This is a genomic window from Nocardia sp. alder85J (assembly GCF_020176955.2).
Classification (GTDB): domain Bacteria; phylum Actinomycetota; class Actinomycetes; order Mycobacteriales; family Mycobacteriaceae; genus Nocardia.
The window spans coordinates 999246-1022013 of sequence record NZ_JAIUCZ020000003.1; the positions used below are offsets into that span (position 1 = coordinate 999246).

A 22768-nucleotide genomic window follows, 5' to 3' on the forward strand; every position below is an offset into this window, starting at 1 on the left:
GATTCGCGCGATCAGCCCAGCTGCGGGGCGATCTCGGCGGCCACCAGCTCCAGGTGGTCCAGATCCGAGAGGTCCAGCACCTGGAGGTAGAGCCGGGTGATGCCGGTGGTCTCGCGGTACCGGCCGATCTTGTCGACCACCTCGGCGGGCGAGCCGGCCAGCCCGTTCTCCCGCAGTTCCGCGGGTTCGCGGCCGATGGCGGCGGCCCGGCGGGCCACCTCGGCCTCGTCGCGGCCCACGCAGATCACCTGAGCCACCGAGCGCGTGATCTCACCCGGATCCCGGCCGATCGCCCGCGCCGCTGCCGCGACCCGCTCGAATTGTGTGGTGGCCGTGGTGGTATCAGTGAAGGCGACATTGAACTCGGCGGCGTACCGGGCGGCCAGTTCGGGGGTGCGCTTCTTGCCGAAGCCGCCGATGATCACCGGCGGTCCCGGCCGCTGCACCGGTTTCGGCAGTGCCGGTGCGCCTTCCAGCCGATAGTGCTTGCCCGCGAAATCGAAGCTGCCGCCCTCCGGGGTCGCCCACAGGCCGGTGATGATCTCGAGCTGTTCCGCGAAACGGTCGAAACGCTCTGTCACCGCGGGCAATTCGATGCCGTAGGCGGTGTGCTCGTCCGCGAACCAGCCCGCACCGAGCCCGAATTCCACTCGGCCGCCGGACATCCGGTCCACCTGCGCCACCGAGACCGCCAGCACCGAGGGGTGCCGGAAGGTGGCCGAGGTGACCAGGGTGCCGAGCCGGATGCGGGAGGTCTCCCGGGCCAGCGCGGCCAGCGTGAGCCAGGCATCGGTGGGGCCGGGCAGCCCGGACACCCCACCCATCTTCAGAAAATGATCGGAGCGGAAGAACGCGTCGAAGCCCGCGTCCTCGGTCGCCTTCGCGACCCGCGACAAGTCGTCGTAGTCGGCACCCTGCTGGGGCTCGGTGAAGATCCGTAGGTCCACGTCGGCCCACAATAGTCCCTTGATCGGATGAATTTCCGGATGCGCGACCGCGCACCGGGCCGGATGCGACGGAATGCGCGCGGGTCCAGGCGGCCGAGACAGATTCGTTATCGAATGTACGTTCGAATGCGAGTAGTCTCGGCACATGCCCCTCGACCGCCACCTCCACTTCGCGCAGCTGTGGCTCGAACAGGTCCGCGACCATCTGGCCGCGGCCGCCGCCACCGGCACCCCGCTGCCACCCGAGCAGTTGAACATCATGTCCGGCAAGATCGCCGCAGGCCTGCGTGTCTTCACCGAATTGGCCGAACACCGGCCGCACTGGGAACAGGCGGGATGAAAAAGGCCCCTCACCCGGCAATTCAGGTGAGGGGCTGTGGCGGTGGCGCAGGGATTTGAACCCTGGGTGGGGGGATACCCCACACACGCTTTCGAGGCGTGCTCCTTAGGCCGCTCGGACACGCCACCGCTGGTGACTCTACCGGACTGGGTGGCGAAACCGTAAATCGCCTGGACTCCCGGTCACTCGCCGATCAGGGGCGCTGGGTGCGGAAGAAGGCGTCCAGCCGTGCGGCACATTCGGATTCGAGAACACCGCCGCGCACCTCGGGCCGATGGTTGAGACGACGATCACGCACCACGTCCCACAACGACCCGACGGCCCCGGTCTTCGGCTCCCACGCCCCGAACACCAGCCGCCGGACCCGGGCCAGCACCAGCGCGCCGGCGCACATCGTGCAGGGCTCCAAGGTGACCGCCAGGGTGGCGCCGGTCAGCCGCCAGCCGTCACCGGCCACCGCGGCCGCGCGGCGCAGCGCGAGGATCTCCGCATGCGCGGTCGGATCGCCGGTCGCCTCGCGGGCATTCGCGGCGCGGGCCAGTTCCCGGCCGTCGGCGTCGAAGACCACCGCACCGACCGGCACATCCCGCGGATCCGCGGCGGCCGCCGCGGCCAGGGCCGCGCGAACGAACTCCTCGTCGGCGGTCAGGCCGGACGACCGATCCGCGCCCCGGACCATTCAGTGCGGCAGCTTGTCCAGCACCGCGGTCAACTCCCCGGAGAAGCCCAAGCGCTGCGCGATCATGGTGATCTGCTCGTCCGGATAGAGCTCGGTGTCGGCGAGGATCACGCTCAGCACCGGCTCCGGCAGGCCGAGGTCGGCGAGTACACCGAGATCGCCCTCGCCCCAGGGCTCGACGTCGTCGATCTCGTCGGGATCGATGTCCGGAATCTCGATGTTCAACTCGTCCAGCACATCGGCGGCAATGTCGTAATCGATCGCGGCGGTGGCATCGGACAACAGCAGGCGGCTACCGGCCGGGCCCGGGCGCAGCACGACGAAAAATTCGTCGTCCACATCCAGCAGTCCGAACACGGCTCCCGTGCTGCGCAGCGCTCGCAGTTCGTTCTCGGCCGCCTCCAGGCTGAGCAATGCCGCAGAGCTGAGCGGGCTGCACCGCCATTTGCTGTCTTCGCGAATCACCGCCACGGCAAACCCATCCACGTCGTCGTTTTCATCCGACGCCGCCCTGTTCGTGCTGGAGCGCTGTGCCATGGCCGCAACGGTAGTCCGCTTCGGCGCAAATGTTGAAGTCGTATGCGAATCTGATTCGATGACAGCCCTACGGAAATCGGCGGTATGTGTCCTGGGTACCGGACTGATCGGCGGTTCGGTACTGCGCGCCGCGACCGCGGCCGGGTACCGGACCTGGGGTTACAACCGATCCGCCGCGGGCGCGCAGGCCGCCGCGGCCGACGGTTTCGATGTCGGCACCGATATCGCGCCGGTGCTGAGCCGGGCGGCGGCCGAGGATGCCGTGGTCGTGGTGGGGGTGCCGATGCCCGCGCTCGAGTCGGTGCTCTCCGATATCCGGCTGCTCGCGCCCGACTGCGTACTCACCGATGTGATCAGCGTGAAGGCGCCGGTGCTGGCGACCGTGCGCAAACACGAACTCGGCGGCCGCTTCGTCGGCGGGCACCCGATGGCGGGCACCGCCGAATCCGGTTGGGCGGCATCCACTGCCGAGTTGTTCACCGGCGCCGCGTGGGCGGTGGGCGTCGACCCCGGCACCCATGCCGAATCCTGGACACGGGTGGCGCGGCTGGCGCTGGACTGCGGCGCGACGGTCGTCCCGGTGGTCGCCGACGAACACGATCGCGCGGTCGCGCGGATCTCGCACCTGCCGCACGTGCTGGCCGAGGCGCTGGCGGTGGCCGGGGCAGCGGGTGGCGATCTGGCACTGGGTTTGGCGGCCGGATCCTTCCGCGACGGCACCCGGGTCGCGGCGACCGCACCCGATCTGGTCCGGGCGATCTGCGAACCGAACGCGTCGGCGCTGCTGGACGCGCTCGACGACACCCTGCGGCTGCTGACCGCCGCCCGGGCCTCGCTGGCCGCCGACGGCGTGCTGGGCGAACTCGCCGACGCCGGCTACAGCGAGCGCAACCGCTACGACACGCTGGATCGCTGGGACATCACCGATATCCGGCCGGGCGACCACGATTGGCACGAACGGTTGCGGGCGGCCGGGCAGCGCGGCGGGGTGATCCGGCGGCTGGACTGACCCGCGCGGTCAGATGCGCTCGGCGAGTCCCGGATAGTTCAGCAGGAAACCGTCGGAGTCCACGGTCACCGTGGCGGTGGACACCGGCGACAGCACGTGGATGCCGTCGGCGCCGCTGGAATAGGTGAGCTTGGACTCCTCCACCAGCAGCTCCGGCAGCCGCACGTAGACCACCGGCACCTCCACGTATTCCGTGGTGCGGGCCAGGCCGTAGCGACGGATCGGCAACGTGTTGAAGAACGGGCTGAGCACCACGTCGACATCCAGGGCGTCGCCGAAGGTGGATCGGACGTGGGTGCCACCGGCATCGATCAGCCAGTAGTTCTCCTCGTCGCGGGCGATCGACGCGTGCCGCTCGCCGGCGGCGACGGTGCTGCGCAGCGACAACCGCTTGGTCATCCCGTTCTCGTCCGTGACCAGGTCGTACGAGGCACTGAAGGCCGGATGGTCCTCGCATTCGCCGCCGATGATCCGGCCGGAGGCGCGGATGCGGTTACCGGTGACGGTCACCCGCACCGACTCCATCCGGGAGGCGTTGTGTGCTCGCCAGGTGAGAATCGCCGGCCAGCGCGACTCCGCCGCGACCGTGTCCCCGTTGCGGCCGCTCGCCTGGGCGGCCGTCGTCTTGCCCTGGGCTGGATTCGTCACCCCTCTACGTTAGGTGACGTCGGCGCGGAGGTTACGCCGCAGCCACCGAAGTGCGGCCGCCACGAATTCCGAACGGAATGTCGATCACACCAGCGAATCCCGCCAGGCCGTGTGCAATGCGGCGAAACGACCTGTGGCAGCGATCAATTCGTCCGGTGATCCGTCCTCTACCAGGCGGCCGGAATCCAGCACCAGAACACGATCGGCGATCGCCACCGTGGACAGTCGATGGGCGATGATCACGGCCGTGCGGCCGTGCAGCACCGTCTCCAGCGCCTGCTGCACCAATCGTTCGCCGGGGATGTCCAGGCTCGAGGTGGCCTCGTCCAGCACGATCACCGCCGGATCGGCCAGAAATACCCGGGCGAACGCCACCAACTGCCGCTGACCGGCCGAGAGCCGGCCGCCGCGCTTGCGGACATCGGTCTCGAAACCGTCCGGCAGCGAGTCGACGAAGTCGGCTAGCCCCACCGCGTCGGCGGCGCCACGCACCTCGTCGTCGGTGGCCGCCGGCTTGCCGAGCCGGATGTTGTCGGCCACCGATCCGGAGAACAGGTACGACTCCTGGGTCACCATGGCGATATTGCGGCGCAGGTCGGCATCGGTGATGTCGCGCAGATCCACCCCGTCGAGCCGGACGCTGCCGGCGGTGGGGTCGTAGAACCGCGCCACCAGCTTGGCCAGCGTCGACTTCCCGGCGCCGGTCGCCCCGACCAGCGCCACCACCTGCCCCGCCGCAACGCTGAGCGACAATTCCAGCTGGGTGCGCCGCTCACCCCCGTGCCCTGACCGGTCCGGATCATCATCGTCCGGGTCGGCGGCGGGCTCGGCGCCGCCACGGAACGGGTAGTCGAAGGACACCGCGTCGAAGCGCAGTTCGCCGCGCGCCCGGCCACCCGGTGCGGCGACCGCGCGGGGTGCGATCGGATCGGCGACGGTCGACTGTTCCTCCAGGATTCCGGAGATCCGCTCGAGCGCCGCGGCCGCCGACTGGTAGGAGTTGAACACCTGGGCCAGCTCGTCCAGCGGCCCGTAGAACTGCCGCAGATAGAGCAGGAAGGCTGCCAGCACGCCGATCGCGGTGTGCCCGTGGATCACCCGCCAGCCACCGACCAGCAGGATCACCACCGTGGTCGCCGCGCTGATCGTCCGCACCAGGCCGATGTACGCGGCCATGCCGCGCAGGGCGCTGCTGTTGGCGGCGCGGTATTCGTCGTCCTCGAGGTCGAGGATGTCCTCGTTGCGCTGTTCACGCCGGAATGCCTGCACCGCACGGATACCGCCCATGGTCTCCACGAAGTGCACGACCACCTTCGCGATCGCGCCGCGGGTCCGCCGGTATCCGGCCCGCTGATTCCGCTGCGCCCAACGGGTGATGTACACCAGCGGCACGAAGCCGACCAGCACCACCAGCGCCAGCGGCACATCCATCCACAGCAGCACCACCGCGATCGTGGCCAGCGACAACACCGCGCCGAGCGCGTCGTTGAGCGCCCGGTCCAGCAGATCCTCCAGCGATTCCAGATCGCTGGTCAGCCGCGCGACGATCTTGCCGGAGGTGTAGGTCTCATGGAAGACGACCGGTAGCCGTTGCACGTGCAGGAACACCCGCATCCGCAGGTCGAACAGCACCTGCTGGCTCAGCCGCGCCGCGGTCCGCACGAAGACGAAGGTGGTCATGCCGCTGAGCAGCGCGCACCCGGTGGCGCCCCCGACCGCGACCAGCAGCGCCGTCCAGTCACCGCGCGTCGCCCCGGCCACGCCGGCATCGAGCCCGTGCGCGACGAACAGCGGCCCGGCCACCATCGCGGCGTTGTCCAGCACGATGATCACCAGCGCCAGCACCACCCGCGCCCGGTACGGCCGCAGCAGCGACCACAGCAGCCGCCGCGATCGCGCCGCCAGCGCGAGATTCACCGCCTCGGTGGCCTCCGCCTCCTCGGCCGCCACCCCGCGCCACAGCTCCTCCCCGGAGACGGCGACCACGGAGTCGCCGGACTCCGCGCCCGCACCTGCCAGCCGGACGGAAACAGGTGCGGCCGTGGCGACCACACCCGCACCGGCCTGCGCGCCGCCGGCCGGCGCGTCGCCGCCGAATGCCGACGCGTCGCGCGTACCGGACGAAATCTGCTCGGCCACAGCCGAATCGAGCCCGGATCCGGCGGCAGCACCGGCATCCGGGACACCGTCGCCGGGTGTGATGTGCGGCATGGTTTCACGTGGCACCACGTCGCCGGGTTTCGTGTCATCGGACGTAGACCGGGGCATCGACCTCGCCTCCCATCAATTCCCGGTAGCGCGGGCTGGTTTCGAGCAGTTGTTCGTGCGGGCCGTCGGCGACGATGCGGCCGCCGTCCAGGACGGCGACCCGATCCGCCCAGGCGGCCGTGGAGGGACGGTGTGCCACCAGCAGCACGGTGGCGCCCGACAGGGCAGCCCGCAGCCGGGTCTGCACGCGTTCCTCGGTGGCCACGTCCAGCGCCGACAGCGGATCGTCGAGCACCACGATGTGGCCGCCGGGCCGGTGCTGCCGGGCGAGGACGGCGCGGGCCAGCGCCAGCCGCTGGCGCTGGCCACCGGACAGGCTCAGGCCCTGCTCCCCGATCCGGGTGCGCAGACCCCACGGCAGATCGTGGACGAATTCGGTGGCGCAGACGACCTCCAGGGCCGCGCGGACCTGGGCCTCGGTGGCGTCGGGGAAGCCCAGCGTCACGTTCTCCCGCACGCTGGCGGAGAACAGCACCGGATCCTCGAACGCCATCGAGACGACCGACCGCAGGTCCGCCAGCCGCAGCGTGCGGACGTCGATCCCGTCGATGGTCACCCCGGGACCGCCGGTGACGTCGAACAGCCGGGCCACCAACCCGAGCACGGCCGACTTGCCGCTGCCGGTGGCGCCGACCAGCGCGACCGTCTCACCCGGGCGCAGCCGTAGCGAGACCTCGTGCAGCAGTTCCCGATCCGCGTCCGGGAAACGGAAACTCACCCGCTCGAACCGCAGTTCGCCGCGCAACAGCCGGGGCAGCGGCACCGGCAGCGCCGGATCGGTGATCTCGACCGGGGTGTCGATGACCTCCCAGTACCGCTCGGCGGCGGTGCGGGAGTGGTTCAATTCGGCCAGCAGCATGCCGAAGCCGATGATCGGCCATTGCAGGAAAGTGGTCAGCGTGATGCCGGCGACCAGGGTGCCCAGCGTCATCGCGTGCTGTACCAGCAGGTAGCCGCCGATCGCGAGCGCGGCGGCGATACCCATGGCGGACAGGAAGTTCAGCGCCGCCCACAGCCGCGCGGCGAGCCTGGCCTTGGCCAGCTCCAGGGATTGCAGGACCGCGGCCTGCCGCCGGAACCGCTGCCCGAACCACGGCCCGCGGCCGAACGCCTTCAGCACCCGGATGCCCTGCGCCGACTCCTCGACCGTGGTGGCCAGGTCGCCGGACTGGTCCTGAGCGCGCCGGGAGGCCAGGCCGTACTCGCGTTCGAAGCGCAGCGCAAGCAACAGCAGCGGGACCGCGATCGCCAGCTCCACCAGCCCGATCTGCCACGCGAACAGGCACAGCAGGCTCATGCCCACGGCGACCGTGGCGCCCAGGGCCACCAGCGACGGCAGCACGAACGCGAAGAACCGGCGCAGCGTGGACATGTCGGTGACGGCCCGCGAGGTCAGCTGCCCCGACTCCATGCCGTCGTGCGCGCCGACCGACAGGATCTGCAATCGCTGGAACAGGGTGGCGCGCAGCGTGGTCTCGACCGCGGCGGCGGGCCCGGCGATGACCGCCCGGCGCGCCCAGGCGGTACCGGCATTGATCACCCCGAGCAGCAGCATCAGCAGCACCGGCGACCACAGGCCGGACACGTCGTGCCGGGCGATGGGACCGTCGATGACCCGGGCCGTGACCGCGGGCTGCACGATGTCGCAGATCATCCCCGCCCCGGCCAGACCGGCACTGAGGTACAACGCCCGGCGGAAGACCCGCAGATCGGGCCACAGGCGTCGTAACGGCCCGGAACTCGGAACCAGCACAACTCCCCCCTTCGTCAGCACACACGCGAAAGTTTCGAACCGGCCCGCCCCGGCCACACGAACACCGCTAGTACTCGGCCCGCGGCCGAACATTCACTCGAGGGCTTCTCCAGGCTGCCAGCATTCGCCCGCGCGGCCAACCGAATTTCCGTTCCCGCACCGCTCTCAGGATTTACCCACGCAGCGCACCGCGGCCCTGGAGCCGGCGGTGTGACCCTCGTGTCATGACCTTCTTGGAGAACGCCCTCGCCCTCACCGTGATGCTGACCGTGCTGGTGGTCATGGCCAGTTCGAGCGCCCTGGCCGCCGCGGCGCCCCGAACCCTGGTCGATGCCCGCCGGTGGCGGCGCTGACCATCGCATCGGTGGCATTCGTCTCGGCCTCGCGGCGGGCGGTCACGCCCAGCTGGACCCCGAGTGCGATCAGCCACAACGAGATCGACCCGATCTGGATGCGCTGCGCGATGCCCAGGCCGTAGTTGCCGGGCAGATTGTCGGCGATCAGCATCCAGGCCGTCACGGCCGACGCGAGCACGAGTATCCACAGCCCCGAATGCCGCAGCACCGGCCACTTCCGGTACCGGAACGCCGCGGCGCTGAACGCGATCATCGCCACGAAGATCGACGTCACCGCCAATGTGCTGGTCAGGGCATGCACCTGGTGCAGCTGCGGGAACAGGCCGCTGTCATCGGTTTTCGGGCAGGGATCCGGACGACAGGTGCGCAACGGCAACTGGGCGTCGGCGATCGTCGACATCCCGAAGCAGCCGAGCGCGACCCAGGCCGCGATCGACACCTTGCCCCAGGAGTATTCGAAAATGCCACCGACCGCGGCGATCAGGGCCAGAATGCCGGTGAGCGTGTCCGCGGTGGAGAAGACCCAGCCGTAGGACCGGCCCTGCGCGTCCAGTTCGCTGAGGAACGAGTTGACCGGATCGAGTCCGATCGGCAGCACGAATTCCAGCACCCAGGACGAGTAGCAGATTCCGGCGAGAGCGACGGCAAGGGCAACACACCACCGCAGGACCCGCGGGCCCCGGCGTACCGGCGCCGACGGCGGGTCCAGAACTGCCAGACCGGCCCGGCTGTGTTCCGTTGGCGTCATTGCCCTCGATTCGTAGGTTCGTCGGCGCCACAAACTGGTCGGATGGTTGCCTCGGTACCCACCTCCATCATGACCCACCCGCTCGGACTATCGATCGGCGAGGGCCGCCTGTACCCGATCGGCCGCCGTCGCGGCGTCCTCGTGCTCCCAGATCCGCACCACCTGCCAGCCGGCCGCGATCAGCCGGGTGTCGGTATCGCGATCCCGCGTCACGTTGCCCGCCAGCTTCTCCGACCACCACTGCGCGTTGTTGCGCGGTGACGTGGCGTGTTGCGGGCAGCTGTGCCAGAAACAGCCGTCCACGTACACGGCCACGCGGCGGCGCGGGAACACCAGGTCGGCACGGCGGCGCAGACCTTTCAGCGGCGCCCGGTCGACGAAATACCGGCACCCGCGCCGATGCAGTTCGCGTCGCAACGCGAGCTCCGGCGCGGTACCCACTCGCCGCTGACGGGACATCCGCGCACTCGTCGCGGCATCGGTCGCAGGCCGCCCGGAACCCATGCACCACCTCTTCAGCGCCCGGACCGGCGTCGATGTTCCCACCCGGAAAGTATCGGGCAGAGATCCTCGAGATTTCGTGAGGCTCAGCCGGGCTCCTCACGCCGCTTCCTGTGGGAAGCCTCCCATGCGCAGCAGATGGTTCTCCACATCGGCGAGGAAGCCGGGCGGGAAGCGGAGCGTGCCGCGGCCGGCTCGGCGCAGGAATCCGGCGGTCGCGCGGGCCGACAGCAGCCGCGCGTCGTCGAGGAACCAGCGCAGATCCTCGTACGGCTCGTGCACCGGCCAGGTCGACACCGGCACCCGGTACGCCTGGCCCGCGCGGCCCCAGGCGGCGGTGGGCCAGCGCGGGCCGGTCAGCGGAAGTTCGTCGGGCAGCGGCGAATCGGCCGCGCCCGCCAGCCGCGAGCCGATCCAGGTCGCCATCCGCACGCTGACCGCGTTGCCGACCAGCTTCCAGCGATGCCCCGCCCGGACCCCGGGCGCGTTCACCGCGGGCGCCGTCCAGTCCCTGGAAAAGCCTTGCAGCCGTTCGGCATCGGTGAGTCCGGGAGTGACGATCTCGCCCGCGGGCAGCCGGACCGCGGGCGGGCTGGCGATGCCCAGCCCGGAGCCGCCCTTCAGCGTGGGCACCGCGTTCACCGCCCAGCCCAGCCCGCGCACCCCCTCGGTCCAGTAGAAACCACACGGATCGGTGTCCGGATCGCCGACGGTCCGCGGCCCGGCCTCGGCGCCGAACAGCACCGGTCGCGGATCCTCGGTGCGTGAGGCCAGCATCAGCACCCGCTGCCGGCGCTGCGGCAGCCCGAAGGCGCGCGCGTCCACCACCCGATAGGCCCAGGTGTAGCCGAGTTCCTCCAGCACGGTGGTGATGTGCCGCATCGCCGCGCCGCGATCCAGTTGCAGCATGAACGGCACGTTCTCGATCAGCAGCCAGCGCGGGCCGCGGCGGCGGCGCACCAGCCGGAACACCTCGTCCACCAGCCCGGACCGTGACCCGGTGATCCCGGCGGTGCGACCGGCCTGGGACAGGTCCTGACAGGGGAAACCCGCGGCGACCAGATCCGTGCCGGCGGGTAACGCTCGCAGCCGGGTCACATCGGCGTGCCGCTCCACCTCGGGAAAATGGGCCGCCAGCACCGCCTGTGCGCCCGGATCGATCTCACAGAGCAGTTCGGTGTGCCATCCGTGCGCGCCCAGCCCGAGCTCCAGCCCGCCGATCCCGGCGAACAGCCCGACCATGCGCGCGCCCGTCACTCCCGTCCTTTCGCCCGCCGATCCGGCCACCCGCCGGCACGACGGGTCGTGGGTGCAGGGTACTCGAGCCACGAGGTACCCCCGGTGAACAACTCGCCCTGGAGCCCATGAAAACGGGATACACATCACATGGGAAAAAGACTGTCCCCCATCGGATTTCCGACGGGGGACAGCTTCTGCGCGCCCGGAGAGACTCGAACTCCCAACCTTCTGATCCGTAGTCAGATGCTCTATCCGTTGAGCTACGGGCGCAGGCAAATATGTAATTGTGGCGTCCTTTGCCGTTGCCGGGGCCGGACATGGCGGAGGCGAGAGGATTTGAACCTCCGGTCCCCGTGAAGGGACAACTCATTAGCAGTGAGTCCCATTCGGCCGCTCTGGCACGCCTCCTGGAGCCTTCTCTTCGAGGGCACCGGTCCTTTCGAACCGCCGAGACGAAAGAGTACAGAGCAACCGCTCAGGACGCAAAACGGCTGGTCATCGCAGGTGGCTGTCGAACCAGTCGAAAATCCTGGTGACCGCGTCCGCCGGATCGGCCGAATCGAAACGCGGCTGGTCGGCGCGGTGCAACCGGCCCGCGCAGGTGACCACCAGGGTGGCAACGGCGGCTCCGGCGGCGGCATCGCGCAGTTCGTCCACCAGATCCGCCGGGATGGTCGGATCGTCGGCACCGTACAACCCCAGCCAGGGCGCTTGCAACAGCGGCGCGGCGTGCACCAGCGCGGGCGCCTCCGCCGTCAGCGGCGCGGCGATACCGGGTGCGGCGACACTGATCGCGGCTCCGATCGGGCGGTTGGTGGCGACCAGGAAGGCGGCGGTGCCCGCGGTGTCGAAACCGAGCACGCCGACGCAGTCCGGGAACACCCCGCGACCGGTCAGCCAGTCGAAGGCGGCGTCGAAATCGTCGAAGAGATCCTGGCCGAACACCGAATCCGGGGGCGAGTCGGCGAGCGGATCACGATGGAACAGGTGCGGCGCCACGACGATCCAGCCGTCGCCCGCCAGCGAGCCCATCAACTCCAGCAGCGGGACCGCGAATTCGCGCGACTCGTGCAGGACGACGATTCCGCCGCGCCCGACGCCTTCCGGCTCGACCACTGTGAGGGGCACCCGTGTCTGCAATGCCGCGGACGGCCCGCCCGCCGTCTGCGGAACCCGGTCGCGCACGAGTGCGATGTCTCGATAGACGCCCGACATGTCGCCATAATAGTTCGCCGACGTAACTTCGTCAGAAATCCCGAGTAACAGGTGAACATCCAAAAATTTTCCGGCGGTCCGGGCGGTGTGAATGCGCTCGTCCGGCACCCTTTACTGTAGTTGTGTGAGCGCTCGTATTCGCCCGGACCTCGCGTCCATCCCGGCCTATGTCGCCGGCCGCAGCTTGCCCGATGTGGTCAAGCTGGCCAGCAACGAGACCACCTTCGGCCCGCTGCCGTCGGTGTCCAAGGCCATCGCGGAGGCGGTCGAGCAGGTCAACCGCTATCCGGACAACGGCGCCGGTGAACTGCGCGCGGCCCTGGCGAGATTCCTCGGCGTCGAGGTCGAGAACGTGGCGGCCGGATGCGGCAGTGTCGCGCTGTGCCAGGAGTTGGTGCAGATCACCTGTGACGCACCCACCGACGAGGTGATCTTCGCGTGGCGGTCCTTCGAGGCGTATCCGATCGTCACCCAGGTCGGCAACGCGCGGGCCGTCCCGGTACCGCTGACCCCCGCATTCGCCCACGACCTGGACGCCATGGCCGCGGCGGTCACCGAGCGCACCAAGCTGATCTTCGTCTGCAATCCGAACAATCCGACCGGCACCGCGGCCGGGCGCGCCGAGTTGCTGCACTTCCTGGACCGGGTGCCCGAGCACGTGCTGGTGGTGCTGGACGAGGCGTACTACGAATATCTGCGGCTGCCCGCGGACGATTTCCCCGACGGCATGGCGATCCGCCGCGACCGCCCGAATGTCGTGGTGCTGCGCACCTTCTCCAAGGCGTACGGCCTCGCGGGCCTACGGGTCGGCTATGCCGTCGGCGATCCGGAGGTGATCACCGCACTGCTGAAGGTGCACATCCCGTTCAGCGTGAACCGGGTGGCCCAGGCCGCGGCCATCGCCTGCCTGGAGGCCCGGCACGAACTGCTGGACCGCACCGATTCGGTGATCGCCGAACGCGACCGCATGCGCACCGCGCTGCGGGCCGCCGGCTACACCGTGCCGCCGAGCGAATCGAACTTCTTCTGGCTGCCGCTGGGCGACCGGTCCGCCGAATACGGCCGGGCCAGTGAGGAAGCGGGCGTGGTGGTGCGCCCCTACGGCACCGACGGCGTGCGGGTCACCGCGGGCGACCCGCACGAGAACGACCTGTTCCTGACCTTCGCCACCGATCCGGCCACCCTCACCCGCTTCCTTCGCTGACCGTTCACGGCACGCCCAGCGCCTGTGCCAGGGTCGGCCAGGCGTGGGCCAGGTCGTCGGCCCAGTACGGCCACGAATGCGTGCCGCTGGGCCGCATGTCGACCGTCGCCGGAATCTGCATGCGCGACAACCGATCCGCGAGCACCATGGTGCAGATGTTGGAGCCCGCCTCCAGCGGCCCGCCGAACACGACGGAATTCAGGGCGTCGAGACTGACCCCGCTGTCGAATTCACCGGGCAACCCACTGCCCGCGGACAGATAGATCGCCTTGCCGCGCAAGGCTTCCGCATTGATCAGCACATCGTGCGCCAGCCAATCCGGATCGTCCTGATCACCGAACATGTTGTCCGGATTGCCACCGTAGGTCTGCACCACCGCGCGGGCCTGGGCCTGCCCGAACTCCGACCCCATCGCATAGCACCCGCTGTGCGCGGCAACCGCCCGGTACAGCCCCGGATTACGCATGGCCAGCATTGTCGCCGCCTCCGCACCCATCGACACCCCCTCGACGGCATTGTGCCCGTTACCGCCGAACTCGGCATCGATCAGCGGCGGCAACTCCTTGGTGAGAAACGACTCCCACTTGTTGTTGCCCAGCACTGGATCCGGATGCTGCCAGTCGGTGTAGTACCCCGCCGGCCCACCCACCGTCGCCACCACATTGACGCCCTTGTCGGCGAAGAACTCCGCCGCATTCCCCCGATCCAGCCAACTGTTCCCGTCGGCGCTGGCGGCCCGTCCGTCGAGCAGATAGACCGTAGGCCGCGGTTTCTCACGATCCTCCGGCAACAACACCTGCACCTGCACGGTCCGCGCCATCGACGGCGAATTGACGAACACTCGTAGCCACCGATCGGTGATCTCCTCGACATGGTCGAGCGAGACCTCCTCCGGAGCCACCGGTCGCACCACCGGAGGCACTCCCCAATCCGCCGACCCCGTCGGGGGCAGACCGGGTTGCGCCTGAGCAGGCGACGTCACAGCCAGTGCTGCGTTGGAGACGAACGCAGCACAGACGAAAGCGCCGGACAGCCGGCGCCACGTGCGGCGACCAACCATGCGGCCCACTCTGACAGGGTCGATGGCAATCGATCAGCTAATCAACCCGTGTCCGTCGTAGTGTGACCGGCGACACACTCCCCCGTTCCCGCCGATTGTGTATCCCCCACCACCCGCCAGTACTCTTGAACCCGCTCCGGGAGTCCGCGAGCGAGGTGGGTTGCCCGAGCGGCCTAAGGGAACGGTCTTGAAAACCGTCGTGGTTCACGCCACCGTGGGTTCAAATCCCACACCCACCGCAGGTGCGGGGGGTCGTGCTCCTCATGTCCCGGCTCATCGGCGCCAGGCAGCTGATCCAGTCCACTGCCGTTCTCGACGGACTCAATGCCCGCCCCGTTCCGTAACCCGCCACCCGGGCCTTTGCACTCGCCTCCGACACCTCGGCAGGGCGGGGGCAGGCCACCCAGAGGGACCGGGAACGGAAGCGGCGGTCGTGCGGTCTGCCGCAGCCTGCCGGCCGCCACCGAGCAGCACCACAGTTCGACCGCCGCGCGTAAGATCCCTGCGGCGCACGCGGACCGCGATCACGGCCCGCGCGCGCCGGGGGCTTCAGAACAAACCGGCTGATCCAGGGGGAATCGACATGCACCACACGCTCACTCAGCGATCCCTGTTTCGCATCAGCCGGTCGTGCTCGGTCACGCTCGCCGGCCGACCGGCGGTCCTGCACTAGGGCCTCGTGCCGAACGGAACGGAGGATCTCATGCGAATCGCCAAGCAGCTCACCATGATTGCAGCCAGCATCGCCGCTGCCATGATCCTGGCCAGCGGCGCCGCTCACGCCGAATCGGTCACCAGAACCGTCTGCATCGAGGGCAATGGGCGTGTGGTCGAGAATCCCACCTTCCCGCATCTGTGCGTCGGCGGACGCTACGACGGCGCCGAAGTCTGGTCCTGAACCAAGGAAAAGGAGTACCCCACAATGGAAACTGCGACAGAGAACTTCGTCCGCGTCGATGGGTGGGTAACCCCGCGCCTCGAAAAGATTCTGCGCCGAGCGGTCGAGATCTCGACCGAGCACGGCTACAACTACCTCGGCGTCGAACATCTCGCACTGGCCATCGCCGAAGACCCGCAGTCGCTGCCGATCAGCGTCTGGCAGGAACCCTTGACCGCCGACGAATGGCGGACCGCGATCACCGCAGCGCTTCCAGGACTCCCGGCCGGGACCAGCACCCAGTCCGACCCGCTCACCGTCACCGTGGCGCGCAACGACCCGAACTACCAGAACTGACCCTCCCAGCACGATCCGAGAGCCCCGAAGCGGCGGCGCCTCAGGGCTCTCGCTGTGGTCGGCGGCAGACCGCATGAACGCCGCCTCCGTTCCCGGTCCCTGTGCGGGTGCGACGTCTCCACTGTGTCCTTCTTCGCCACGGCGGCCAGTGTCTCCGACATCAGCCGGTCCTTCCTGCCGAACCAGCACGGTTCAGCTCAACGGACCGAGATCAGATCCACCGCAGTTCCGACAGTCCCGGTAGATCATCCATCCGGATGTTCCCGATGGATTTACCTGCGAGTCGTCCTCCACTGCGATGGATTTCGTTGAATATACCGCGCACATCGAACAATTCGCCGTGGAGATCGACTTCCTGTAATGAGAATCGGCGCACAAACCACTTCAGGCGGGGTGGTCGTCGGGAATCGTGGTGTCCTGGTCCCAGATTCGGAGCCAGCCGGGGCGCGGTGGGGGGTTCTTGATGTGGTTCAGGCGGCGGAGGAGCTTTTCCAGGGGGAGGTGGACGTCGGCTGCCAGGGTGCGCATTTCGTCGAGCATGGTGGTGCTGTCGAGGTCGTGGGCGGTGAGGATTTCGTCGAGAATCATGAGGCTGTAGACCTGTTTTCGGGTGAGGATCACCTCCGGCAACCAATTGATCAGCCAGCACTCACCGTCGTTGCCCTGGGTCAGGCGGGCGGCGAAGGCGTCGGTGTTGCGGCTGGTGATCCGCAGCGGGGTTGCTCTCAGTCCGGTGAGGTAGGCGGCGGCGGGGCCGCGGTGGGTTTCGAACCAGTCCAGGGTGGCGCCCGCGCCCAGGGCGGGAGTGGCGCGGACGACCTCGGCCAGGAAGCTGTATCGGCGGCACGCGTGGTCGAGGTGTTCGGCGCAGCGGCGTGCGGGGTCGGTGCGGTCCGAGTCGGTCGATGCCGGGAGGCTGTGCGTGCCGGGGCGGGGTGCGCCGGAGAGGTGTTGTTCGAAGCGGGTCAGGCCGGCGTCGACGTCGTAGTGGTAGGCCTCCACATGGTCCGAGAGGTATTGGTCCACCGCGCGGAAGATCGCGCTCATCGCGAGTTCGTGCGTTCGGGGAGCCGGGGGGGTGATCTCGGGTGGGGGCTGGGCTTTCGTGATGGGCTGTACGACGCTCATGCCGGTAATTCACCTCCATGGAAGTCGTGGGGATCCGATTCGCCGGTCGTGTCGAAAACGAGCCGGTAGTGGCCGGGCAGCATCGACTCGATCTTCTTGCGGGCGCGGCTGCGGTGGGACCGGACGGTGCTCAGGGTCTTGTTCGTGGCTGCGGCGATCTCGGCGTCTTCCAGGCCCAGGCGGGAGGCCATCAGCAAGATCTGGTACTCGGTGCCGGTCAGGCGCACCTTCAGCATTCGTATGATGTCGCGCAGATCGTATTCGGCCAGTAACAGGTCCAATGGGTCGCGGGTATCGGTGGAACCACGATGGGCCGGCGTGCTGTGGTCGGCATAATCGGCGACCGAGATCGCCGGGTCGGTGCGACGGTACAGATCGTGCACCCGGCAGGCGACGATGCGCTTGATCAGTCGCCGGGCGTGTTCCTCGGTGGCGGTGGCGAAATCGCGGTCGTACTGCTTCCATACCTGCTCGAAGACCTGCTGCACAATGTCCTCGGCCCGGTGCCGGTCACCGCGCAATGCTTGGAACGCGTACTTGTACACCATGGGGCTGAACTTCTTGAACAGGTTGGTGGCTCCGGTGTGCGAGCCGCCCAGATCCTCGTCCGATTCCCGATCGATCATTCGGCATGCGTCTCCTTCGCGATGCTCACCACGGCGCCGGTGACCGATCGACGGGGTACATCGCCCACAATGATCGCGAAACCGGACATTCCACCGGGGCCGCGCCGCACCAGGGTGATCCGGCTGCCGGTCGGGGCGGACCGTAGTAGCGTGCCGATCGTTCTGTGCCGGAGCCATTCTCGGGCAGCGGCCACGAGCTGACAGGCGATCGCCGACATCGTCGGCCCGGCGACCGGGTACGTCGAGAATTGCTCGACGACCAGATGCCATCCGGGGGAATTGGTCATGCCGATAATTCGCGAAACGACCCCCGAGAATTGAGGCGTTCGGGTGTGTCGTACTCGGACACGCCGAAATCGAGATATTCGTGCAGGTCGTGGGGATCGTCACGAACAGTTGCTTCTGTCCGGCTTGTCCAGCTCGGTGTTCCGGGCAACGAGATCCATTGCGGGCCCGGTGACGCCGGGGTGGCGATACCCGTGCGCGGCGGGCGGGCCGATGTCACGCCCGGCTCGTCCGGCTCCGCCGAACACGCGCGAAAGACGGGGGCGCGTCCGAAGTGGGTGGTTGGCGCGGGACAATACGGACCGTGTATGCAATCACGCTGGATGGTTTCGGGGGCCCCGAGGTGATGCGGTGGGCGGCGGTGCCCGATCTGCCTGCGCCCGGGCCCGGGGAAGTGCTGATCGATGTTGTTGCGGCGGGGGTGAATCGGGCTGATCTGTTGCAGCGGCAGGGGTTCTATCCGCCGCCGCCGGGGGCCAGCGACATCATCGGGATGGAGTGTTCCGGGGTGGTCGCGGCGGTTGGGGAGGGGGTGCGGGACTTCACTCCGGGGCAGGCGGTATGTGCGTTGTTGAGTGGTGGGGGGTATGCGGAGCAGGTGTTGGTGCCTGCTACGCAGGTGTTGCCGGTGCCGGAGGGGGTGGATCCGGTGGTGGCGGCAGGGTTGCCCGAGGTGGCGGCTACCGTGTGGTCGAATCTGGTGATGCGCGCGGGGTTGCATGCGGGGCAGTTGTTGTTGATCCACGGTGGGGGGAGTGGGATCGGGACGCATGCGATTCAGGTGGCGGTGAGTCTGGGGGCTCGGGTGGCGGTGACCGCGGGGTCCGCTGACAAGTTGGAGCGGTGCAAGGAACTCGGGGCCAGCACGCTGATCAACTATCGGGAGACGGATTTCGTTGCGGTGCTGGGGGATATGGGTGGGGCGGATGTGATTCTGGACAATATGGGGGCGGCTTATCTGGGGCGGAATGTGGAGGCGCTGGCGCCGGACGGGCAATTGTGTGTCATCGGGATGCAGGGTGGGGTGCGGGGGGAATTGAATTTGTCTGCGCTGCTGGGGAAGCGGGGGACCGTGCATGCGACCGGGTTGCGGGGGCGGCCGGCCACCGGGCGGGCGGGGAAGGCCGAGATCGTGGCCGAGGTGGGGCGGCGGGTGTGGCCGTTGATCGCGAGTGGGGCGGTGGCGCCGGTGGTGCATGCGGAGGTGCCGGTGGCCGAGGCTGCCGAGGCGCATCGGTTGCTGGATTCGGCGGAGACCGTGGGGAAGGTGTTGTTGCGGGTCCGGGAGTGAACCGTCAGCGTTCGAGGGCGGTGAGGGCGCGGCCGAGTTGGTCTATTTCGAATCTCGTCGTGTAGGGGGCCAGGCCTACCGTGACCGCGCCGCCTTCGTCGTTGACGCCCAGGGCGTCCAGCAGGCGGCTGCCGCCGTGGACGCCGCTCAGGGTGCCGATGCGGTGGTCGGCCAGCTTCGCCGAAATCTTCTCCGCTTGCATGCCGGCGACGGTGAAGCTCACCGTGGGGATGCGGGTGGAGGCGCGGCCGATCACCGTCAGATCGGGGATGCGGTCCAGGACTGTCATCAGGTGTTCGAACAGATGGTCCTGGTAGTCCTGTAACGAGCTGATCGAGATCTCGAGGCGTTCGCGGCGGGTGCCGCCCGCCTGTTCGTCGAGGCCCGCGAGGTAGTCGATGGAGGTGGTGAGGCCGGCCAGCAGGGCGTACTGGTGGCCGCCGACCTCCAGGCGTTCGGCGCCTTTGGCGTAGGGGTTCAAGGACATCGCGGGGATGCGGTCCAGGAACGCCGGGTCGCGGAAGACCAGGGCGCCGATCTGGGGGCCGCCCCAGGCGGGGGCCGACAGGGCGATGACATCGGCGTTGAGTTCGGTGATGTCGATGAGGGCGTAGGGGGCGGCGCCTACGCAGTCGGCCACCAGGAGGCCGCCCACCTCGTGGACGCGGTCGGCGGCCACGCGGACGGCGGGGGCGGAGCCGACTATCGGGGAAGCGGCGGTGAGCGCTACCAGGCGGGCGGTGGGGCCGATCAGTTCCTCGAACTGCCAGGCCGGCATCTCGCAGGTCTCGATCTCGACCTCGGCCCAGCGGACGTGGGCGCCGTAGCGGTTGGCGATGCGCAGCCAGGGGGCCACGTTGGCCTCGTCGTCCAAGCGGGACAGCACGATTCCGGTGCCGAGGCCCAGCCGCGAACTCAGCGATTCGGCGAGCCAGGCCAGCAGGACCGCGCGGTCGGGGCCGAGGACGACGCCGGCCGGATCGCCGCCGACCAGGTCGGCTACCGCTTCGCGGGCAGAGTCCAGGATGGCGGCGCTGCGCTTGGCGGCGGTGTGGCGGTTGGTGTGGGTGAAGGCGGAGGTGCGGAAGCCGGTCGACACCGCCCTCGAGACCGAATCCGGAACCAGCATGCCCGCCTGCGGGTCGAGATGGATCCAGCCGTCGCCCAGGGACGGTATGAGGCCCCGAACCCTCGCGACGTCGTAAGTCATGCGAGCCACTCTAAGGGCACCCGCCGAGACGGCGTAACCGTGTTCCCGCATTTAGCGCGCCGCGCCGATACGCGACATGATAGGGAACATGACGCACCCGGACGGAGCACCTGATTCCATCGTGGTGATCGGACCCGAGGGCCGACCGCTGGTCGTACCCGCCGGTCAGATCGTCGGCGGGCAGGTCGTCGGCGACAGCGGCGACCACGCCGGCGATGCCGACACCGACAGCAAGGACGAATCGCTGGCCGACATGGTCGAGCAGCCGGCGAAGGTCATGCGCATCGGCACCATGATCAAACAGTTGCTCGAGGAGGTGCGGGCCGCACCGCTGGACGACGCCAGCCGCACCCGCCTCAAGGAGATCCACACCACCTCGATCCACGAGCTGGAGCAGGGGCTGGCCCCGGAGCTGCGCGAGGAGCTGGAACGGCTGGCGCTGCCGTTCAGCGACGACGGCATCCCCTCCGACGCCGAACTGCGGATCGCGCAGGCCCAGCTGGTCGGCTGGCTGGAGGGGCTGTTCCACGGCATCCAGACGGCGCTGTTCGCACAGCAGATGGCCGCGCGGCAACAGCTGGAGCAGATGCGGCACGCGTTGCCGCCGGGGATCCACGCTCCGCAGGAGGGCCGGCAGGGTAGTGCGGGCACCGGTCAGTACCTCTGATCCGGCGCGCGCACACCGCGGATCGGGGTCCTCGTCATTCGCCCCGATCGGCTGGTCACTCACGTACCGCGGATCGGACACCGCTACAGTCGAGCACTGTGCCTGCAGCTGCCCCCGCTGAATCGGTGACCGAGGACCAGACCCCGGCCGACGTCCCGGCGCCGCCGGTGTCGGACTCGCAGTCGTTCCGACGTGCCTTCAAGGATCTGAGCGACGGGTTCGCGCAGCGCGAACTGTGGCTGCAACTCGGCTGGCAGGACATCAAGCAGCGCTATCGGCGTTCGGTGCTGGGCCCGTTCTGGATCACCATCGCGACCGGTGTGCAGGCGGCGGCGATGGGTCTGCTGTACGCGGCGCTGTTCCATCAGCCGTTGAAGTACTACCTGCCGTATGTGACCGTCGGCCTGATCGTCTGGAACGTCATCCAGAACTCCATCCTGGAGGGCTCGGAGGTGTTCATCGCCAACGAGGGGCTGATCAAGCAGTTGCCGTCGGCACTGAGCGTGCACGTGTACCGGCTGGTGTGGCGGCAGTTCCTGTTCTTCGCGCACAACGTGGCGATCTACGTGATCATGCTGGTGGGCTTCGGGCTGTGGCGCAATCTGCACTGGACCAGCCTGCTGGCGATTCCGGGCGTGCTGCTGATCTTCGCGAATTCGATGTGGGTGTCGCTGGTGTTCGGCATCCTCGCCACCCGTTATCGCGATATCGCGCCGATCCTGTCGAGCACCACGCTGATGCTGTTCGTGCTGACGCCGGTGATGTGGAGTACGAAGGCGTTGCAGGACCACGGCGGTTCGGTGAGCGATCGGGCCAAGCTGGTCCAGGTCGTCCCGACCTACCATTATCTGGAGATCGTGCGCGGACCGCTGCTCGGTGATCCGCTGCGGCTGCACAGCTGGCTGCTGGTGCTGGGGATCACCGTGGCCGGCTGGATCGCGGCGATCCTGGCCTTGAAGCAGTTCCGTTCCCGCGTCCCGTACTGGGTGTGAGAGGTCTCATGACGAGCCGAGTCAGCATCGACACCCACGACGCGTGGGTGGAGTTCCCGATCTTCGACGCCAAGTCCCGATCGCTGAAGAAGGCGTTTCTGGGCAAGGCCGGCGGCGCGATCGGGCGCAACGCCTCCGATGTGGTGGTGGTCGAGGCGCTGCGCGAGATCACCATGTCGCTGCGCGAGGGCGACCGGATCGGCCTGGTCGGGCACAACGGCGCCGGCAAATCGACGCTGCTGCGGCTGCTGGCCGGTATCTACGAGCCGACCCGGGGCAGCGCGCGCATCCAGGGCCGGGTGGCGCCGGTGTTCGATCTCGGCGTCGGCATGGATCCGGAGATCTCCGGCTACGAGAACATCGTCATTCGCGGGCTGTTCCTCGGGCAGACCCGGAAACAGATGCTGGCGAAGATCGATGAGATCGCCGAGTTCACCGAACTGGGCGACTATCTGGCAATGCCGCTGCGCACCTATTCCACCGGTATGCGGGTGCGACTGGCGATGGGTGTGGTGACCTCCATCGACCCGGAGATCCTGCTGCTCGACGAGGGTATCGGCGCGGTCGACGCCGAATTCATGAAGAAGGCCCGGATCCGGTTGCAGAAATTGGTGGCCCGGTCCGGCATCCTGGTGTTCGCCAGTCACTCCAACGAGTTCCTTGCGCAATTGTGCGATCGCGCACTGTGGATCGATCACGGACACGTCAGAATGTCCGGAGGGATCGAGGATGTGGTCCGGGCCTACGAGGGCCCGGAGGCGGGGGACCACGTCGCCCACGTGTTGCGCGAACTGGAACGAGAACGGGAACTCACTGCATGAACGGTCAGGG

At 68.5% G+C, this 22768-nt stretch carries 24 protein-coding genes and 4 tRNA genes; 10 read left to right on the forward strand and 18 right to left on the reverse strand.

Translation table 11 applies throughout. The features are described 5' to 3' along the window. Window positions 1-11 precede the first annotated feature (11 nt). Complete coding sequence (locus tag LBW94_RS15750) at window positions 12-947, reverse strand: LLM class F420-dependent oxidoreductase (RefSeq protein ID WP_225058132.1); 936 nt, start codon at window positions 945-947, stop codon at window positions 12-14. Window positions 948-1092: 145 nt separating this feature from the next. Here LBW94_RS15750 and LBW94_RS15755 point away from each other — a divergent pair, with 145 nt between their 5' ends. Further along, a complete protein-coding gene (locus LBW94_RS15755; protein ID WP_225058131.1) occupies window positions 1093-1287 on the forward strand; it encodes a DUF6374 family protein in 195 nt (64 codons plus the stop codon). A gap of 37 nt (window positions 1288-1324) precedes the next feature. On the opposite strand, the gene LBW94_RS15760 is transcribed toward LBW94_RS15755, so the two are convergent. The 3 genes from LBW94_RS15760 to LBW94_RS15770 form a co-directional block, all read right to left on the reverse strand. Continuing rightward, a tRNA-Ser gene (locus LBW94_RS15760) sits at window positions 1325-1415 on the reverse strand. Between the two features lie 65 nt (window positions 1416-1480). After that, window positions 1481-1936 carry a nucleoside deaminase gene (locus LBW94_RS15765; RefSeq protein ID WP_225058159.1) on the reverse strand — a complete coding sequence of 152 codons (456 nt, stop codon included), beginning with the start codon at window positions 1934-1936 and terminating at the stop codon, window positions 1481-1483. A 30-nt stretch (window positions 1937-1966) separates the two neighbouring features. Then, complete coding sequence (locus tag LBW94_RS15770) at window positions 1967-2503, reverse strand: tRNA adenosine deaminase-associated protein (RefSeq protein ID WP_225058130.1); 537 nt, start codon at window positions 2501-2503, stop codon at window positions 1967-1969. Between the two features lie 58 nt (window positions 2504-2561). Between LBW94_RS15770 and LBW94_RS15775 the strand changes: the two genes are divergently transcribed. After that, window positions 2562-3512, forward strand: coding sequence for a prephenate dehydrogenase (locus LBW94_RS15775; RefSeq protein ID WP_225058129.1), 951 nt, complete (start codon window positions 2562-2564; stop codon window positions 3510-3512). A gap of 9 nt (window positions 3513-3521) precedes the next feature. On the opposite strand, the gene LBW94_RS15780 is transcribed toward LBW94_RS15775, so the two are convergent. From LBW94_RS15780 to LBW94_RS15820, 9 genes are all read right to left on the reverse strand, one after another. Next, window positions 3522-4070 (reverse strand): putative glycolipid-binding domain-containing protein, encoded by a 549-nt coding sequence (locus tag LBW94_RS15780; RefSeq protein ID WP_266271240.1) that lies wholly within the window; start codon window positions 4068-4070, stop codon window positions 3522-3524. 174 nt (window positions 4071-4244) lie between these two features. Beyond that, a complete protein-coding gene (locus LBW94_RS15785) occupies window positions 4245-6371 on the reverse strand; it encodes an ABC transporter ATP-binding protein (protein ID WP_225058127.1) in 2127 nt (708 codons plus the stop codon). Between the two features lie 34 nt (window positions 6372-6405). After that, a complete protein-coding gene (locus tag LBW94_RS15790; RefSeq protein ID WP_323137870.1) occupies window positions 6406-8181 on the reverse strand; it encodes an ABC transporter ATP-binding protein in 1776 nt (591 codons plus the stop codon). Between the two features lie 279 nt (window positions 8182-8460). Beyond that, window positions 8461-9285, reverse strand: a complete 825-nt coding sequence (locus LBW94_RS15795) for a DUF998 domain-containing protein (protein ID WP_225058126.1) — start codon at window positions 9283-9285, stop codon at window positions 8461-8463. 87 nt (window positions 9286-9372) lie between these two features. Further along, window positions 9373-9789, reverse strand: coding sequence for a very short patch repair endonuclease (locus LBW94_RS15800; RefSeq protein WP_225058125.1), 417 nt, complete (start codon window positions 9787-9789; stop codon window positions 9373-9375). A gap of 96 nt (window positions 9790-9885) precedes the next feature. After that, window positions 9886-11028 carry a DNA cytosine methyltransferase gene (locus LBW94_RS15805; RefSeq protein WP_225058157.1) on the reverse strand — a complete coding sequence of 381 codons (1143 nt, stop codon included), beginning with the start codon at window positions 11026-11028 and terminating at the stop codon, window positions 9886-9888. Window positions 11029-11222: 194 nt separating this feature from the next. After that, a tRNA-Arg gene (locus LBW94_RS15810) sits at window positions 11223-11295 on the reverse strand. A gap of 48 nt (window positions 11296-11343) precedes the next feature. Then, a tRNA-Ser gene (locus LBW94_RS15815) sits at window positions 11344-11433 on the reverse strand. Window positions 11434-11520: 87 nt separating this feature from the next. Next, window positions 11521-12240, reverse strand: coding sequence for a dienelactone hydrolase family protein (locus tag LBW94_RS15820; RefSeq protein WP_225058124.1), 720 nt, complete (start codon window positions 12238-12240; stop codon window positions 11521-11523). A 124-nt stretch (window positions 12241-12364) separates the two neighbouring features. Here LBW94_RS15820 and hisC point away from each other — a divergent pair, with 124 nt between their 5' ends. Further along, a complete protein-coding gene (hisC, locus tag LBW94_RS15825) occupies window positions 12365-13444 on the forward strand; it encodes a histidinol-phosphate transaminase (RefSeq protein WP_225058123.1) in 1080 nt (359 codons plus the stop codon). A 4-nt stretch (window positions 13445-13448) separates the two neighbouring features. On the opposite strand, the gene LBW94_RS15830 is transcribed toward hisC, so the two are convergent. After that, on the reverse strand, window positions 13449-14357 hold the full coding sequence (locus LBW94_RS15830; RefSeq protein WP_225058122.1) for an alpha/beta hydrolase: 909 nt from the start codon (window positions 14355-14357) through the stop codon (window positions 13449-13451). Window positions 14358-14658: 301 nt separating this feature from the next. On the opposite strand from LBW94_RS15830, the gene LBW94_RS15835 reads away from it, so the two are divergent. The 3 genes from LBW94_RS15835 (at window position 14659) to LBW94_RS15845 (ending at window position 15738) form a co-directional block, all read left to right on the forward strand. Then, window positions 14659-14743 (forward strand) — tRNA-Ser (locus tag LBW94_RS15835). Window positions 14744-15207: 464 nt separating this feature from the next. Next, window positions 15208-15402 (forward strand): hypothetical protein, encoded by a 195-nt coding sequence (locus tag LBW94_RS15840; RefSeq protein ID WP_225058121.1) that lies wholly within the window; start codon window positions 15208-15210, stop codon window positions 15400-15402. A 24-nt stretch (window positions 15403-15426) separates the two neighbouring features. After that, complete coding sequence (locus tag LBW94_RS15845; protein ID WP_225058120.1) at window positions 15427-15738, forward strand: Clp protease N-terminal domain-containing protein; 312 nt, start codon at window positions 15427-15429, stop codon at window positions 15736-15738. A 384-nt stretch (window positions 15739-16122) separates the two neighbouring features. Here LBW94_RS15845 and LBW94_RS15850 read toward each other — a convergent pair whose 3' ends face one another. Genes LBW94_RS15850 through LBW94_RS15860 form a run of 3 tightly spaced genes read right to left on the reverse strand, consistent with a single transcriptional unit; the run spans window position 16123 to window position 17779 of the window. Further along, entirely contained in the window at window positions 16123-16866 is a 744-nt protein-coding gene (locus tag LBW94_RS15850) for a hypothetical protein (protein WP_225058119.1), read from the reverse strand. After that, window positions 16863-17492, reverse strand: a complete 630-nt coding sequence (locus LBW94_RS15855) for an RNA polymerase sigma factor (RefSeq protein ID WP_225058118.1) — start codon at window positions 17490-17492, stop codon at window positions 16863-16865. The genes LBW94_RS15850 and LBW94_RS15855 overlap by 4 nt, the downstream gene beginning before the upstream one ends. Continuing rightward, a complete protein-coding gene (locus tag LBW94_RS15860) occupies window positions 17489-17779 on the reverse strand; it encodes a hypothetical protein (protein ID WP_225058117.1) in 291 nt (96 codons plus the stop codon). The genes LBW94_RS15855 and LBW94_RS15860 overlap by 4 nt, the downstream gene beginning before the upstream one ends. Before the next feature lie 302 nt (window positions 17780-18081). Here LBW94_RS15860 and LBW94_RS15865 point away from each other — a divergent pair, with 302 nt between their 5' ends. Beyond that, window positions 18082-19068 carry an NAD(P)H-quinone oxidoreductase gene (locus LBW94_RS15865; protein ID WP_225058116.1) on the forward strand — a complete coding sequence of 329 codons (987 nt, stop codon included), beginning with the start codon at window positions 18082-18084 and terminating at the stop codon, window positions 19066-19068. Window positions 19069-19072: 4 nt separating this feature from the next. On the opposite strand, the gene LBW94_RS15870 is transcribed toward LBW94_RS15865, so the two are convergent. Continuing rightward, window positions 19073-20278 (reverse strand): cysteine desulfurase-like protein, encoded by a 1206-nt coding sequence (locus LBW94_RS15870; protein WP_225058115.1) that lies wholly within the window; start codon window positions 20276-20278, stop codon window positions 19073-19075. A gap of 88 nt (window positions 20279-20366) precedes the next feature. Between LBW94_RS15870 and LBW94_RS15875 the strand changes: the two genes are divergently transcribed. The 3 genes from LBW94_RS15875 to LBW94_RS15885 all read left to right on the forward strand — a co-directional run bounded on the left by LBW94_RS15875 (window position 20367) and on the right by LBW94_RS15885 (window position 22758). Then, window positions 20367-20945: a bacterial proteasome activator family protein gene (locus LBW94_RS15875; protein ID WP_225058114.1), complete on the forward strand. Its 579-nt coding sequence runs from the start codon at window positions 20367-20369 to the stop codon at window positions 20943-20945. A gap of 125 nt (window positions 20946-21070) precedes the next feature. Then, on the forward strand, window positions 21071-21937 hold the full coding sequence (locus LBW94_RS15880) for an ABC transporter permease (RefSeq protein ID WP_225058113.1): 867 nt from the start codon (window positions 21071-21073) through the stop codon (window positions 21935-21937). Between the two features lie 8 nt (window positions 21938-21945). Further along, window positions 21946-22758 carry an ABC transporter ATP-binding protein gene (locus tag LBW94_RS15885; RefSeq protein ID WP_225058112.1) on the forward strand — a complete coding sequence of 271 codons (813 nt, stop codon included), beginning with the start codon at window positions 21946-21948 and terminating at the stop codon, window positions 22756-22758. Window positions 22759-22768 lie beyond the last annotated feature (10 nt).

What these genes read in the sequence shown, in the direction of transcription:
- LBW94_RS15770 (WP_225058130.1), bottom strand. Translation starts at nt 2,503, where the DNA reads ATGGCACAGCGCTCCAGCACGAACAGGGCGGCGTCGGATGAAAACGAC.
- LBW94_RS15840 (WP_225058121.1), top strand. Translation starts at nt 15,208, where the DNA reads ATGCGAATCGCCAAGCAGCTCACCATGATTGCAGCCAGCATCGCCGCT.
- LBW94_RS15800 (WP_225058125.1), bottom strand. Translation starts at nt 9,789, where the DNA reads ATGGGTTCCGGGCGGCCTGCGACCGATGCCGCGACGAGTGCGCGGATG.
- LBW94_RS15805 (WP_225058157.1), bottom strand. Translation starts at nt 11,028, where the DNA reads ATGGTCGGGCTGTTCGCCGGGATCGGCGGGCTGGAGCTCGGGCTGGGC.
- LBW94_RS15855 (WP_225058118.1), bottom strand. Translation starts at nt 17,492, where the DNA reads ATGATCGATCGGGAATCGGACGAGGATCTGGGCGGCTCGCACACCGGA.
- LBW94_RS15860 (WP_225058117.1), bottom strand. Translation starts at nt 17,779, where the DNA reads ATGACCAATTCCCCCGGATGGCATCTGGTCGTCGAGCAATTCTCGACG.
- LBW94_RS15820 (WP_225058124.1), bottom strand. Translation starts at nt 12,240, where the DNA reads ATGTCGGGCGTCTATCGAGACATCGCACTCGTGCGCGACCGGGTTCCG.
- LBW94_RS15845 (WP_225058120.1), top strand. Translation starts at nt 15,427, where the DNA reads ATGGAAACTGCGACAGAGAACTTCGTCCGCGTCGATGGGTGGGTAACC.
- LBW94_RS15850 (WP_225058119.1), bottom strand. Translation starts at nt 16,866, where the DNA reads ATGAGCGTCGTACAGCCCATCACGAAAGCCCAGCCCCCACCCGAGATC.
- LBW94_RS15870 (WP_225058115.1), bottom strand. Translation starts at nt 20,278, where the DNA reads ATGACTTACGACGTCGCGAGGGTTCGGGGCCTCATACCGTCCCTGGGC.
- LBW94_RS15775 (WP_225058129.1), top strand. Translation starts at nt 2,562, where the DNA reads ATGACAGCCCTACGGAAATCGGCGGTATGTGTCCTGGGTACCGGACTG.
- LBW94_RS15785 (WP_225058127.1), bottom strand. Translation starts at nt 6,371, where the DNA reads ATGCCGCACATCACACCCGGCGACGGTGTCCCGGATGCCGGTGCTGCC.
- LBW94_RS15875 (WP_225058114.1), top strand. Translation starts at nt 20,367, where the DNA reads ATGACGCACCCGGACGGAGCACCTGATTCCATCGTGGTGATCGGACCC.
- LBW94_RS15795 (WP_225058126.1), bottom strand. Translation starts at nt 9,285, where the DNA reads ATGACGCCAACGGAACACAGCCGGGCCGGTCTGGCAGTTCTGGACCCG.
- LBW94_RS15755 (WP_225058131.1), top strand. Translation starts at nt 1,093, where the DNA reads ATGCCCCTCGACCGCCACCTCCACTTCGCGCAGCTGTGGCTCGAACAG.
- LBW94_RS15885 (WP_225058112.1), top strand. Translation starts at nt 21,946, where the DNA reads ATGACGAGCCGAGTCAGCATCGACACCCACGACGCGTGGGTGGAGTTC.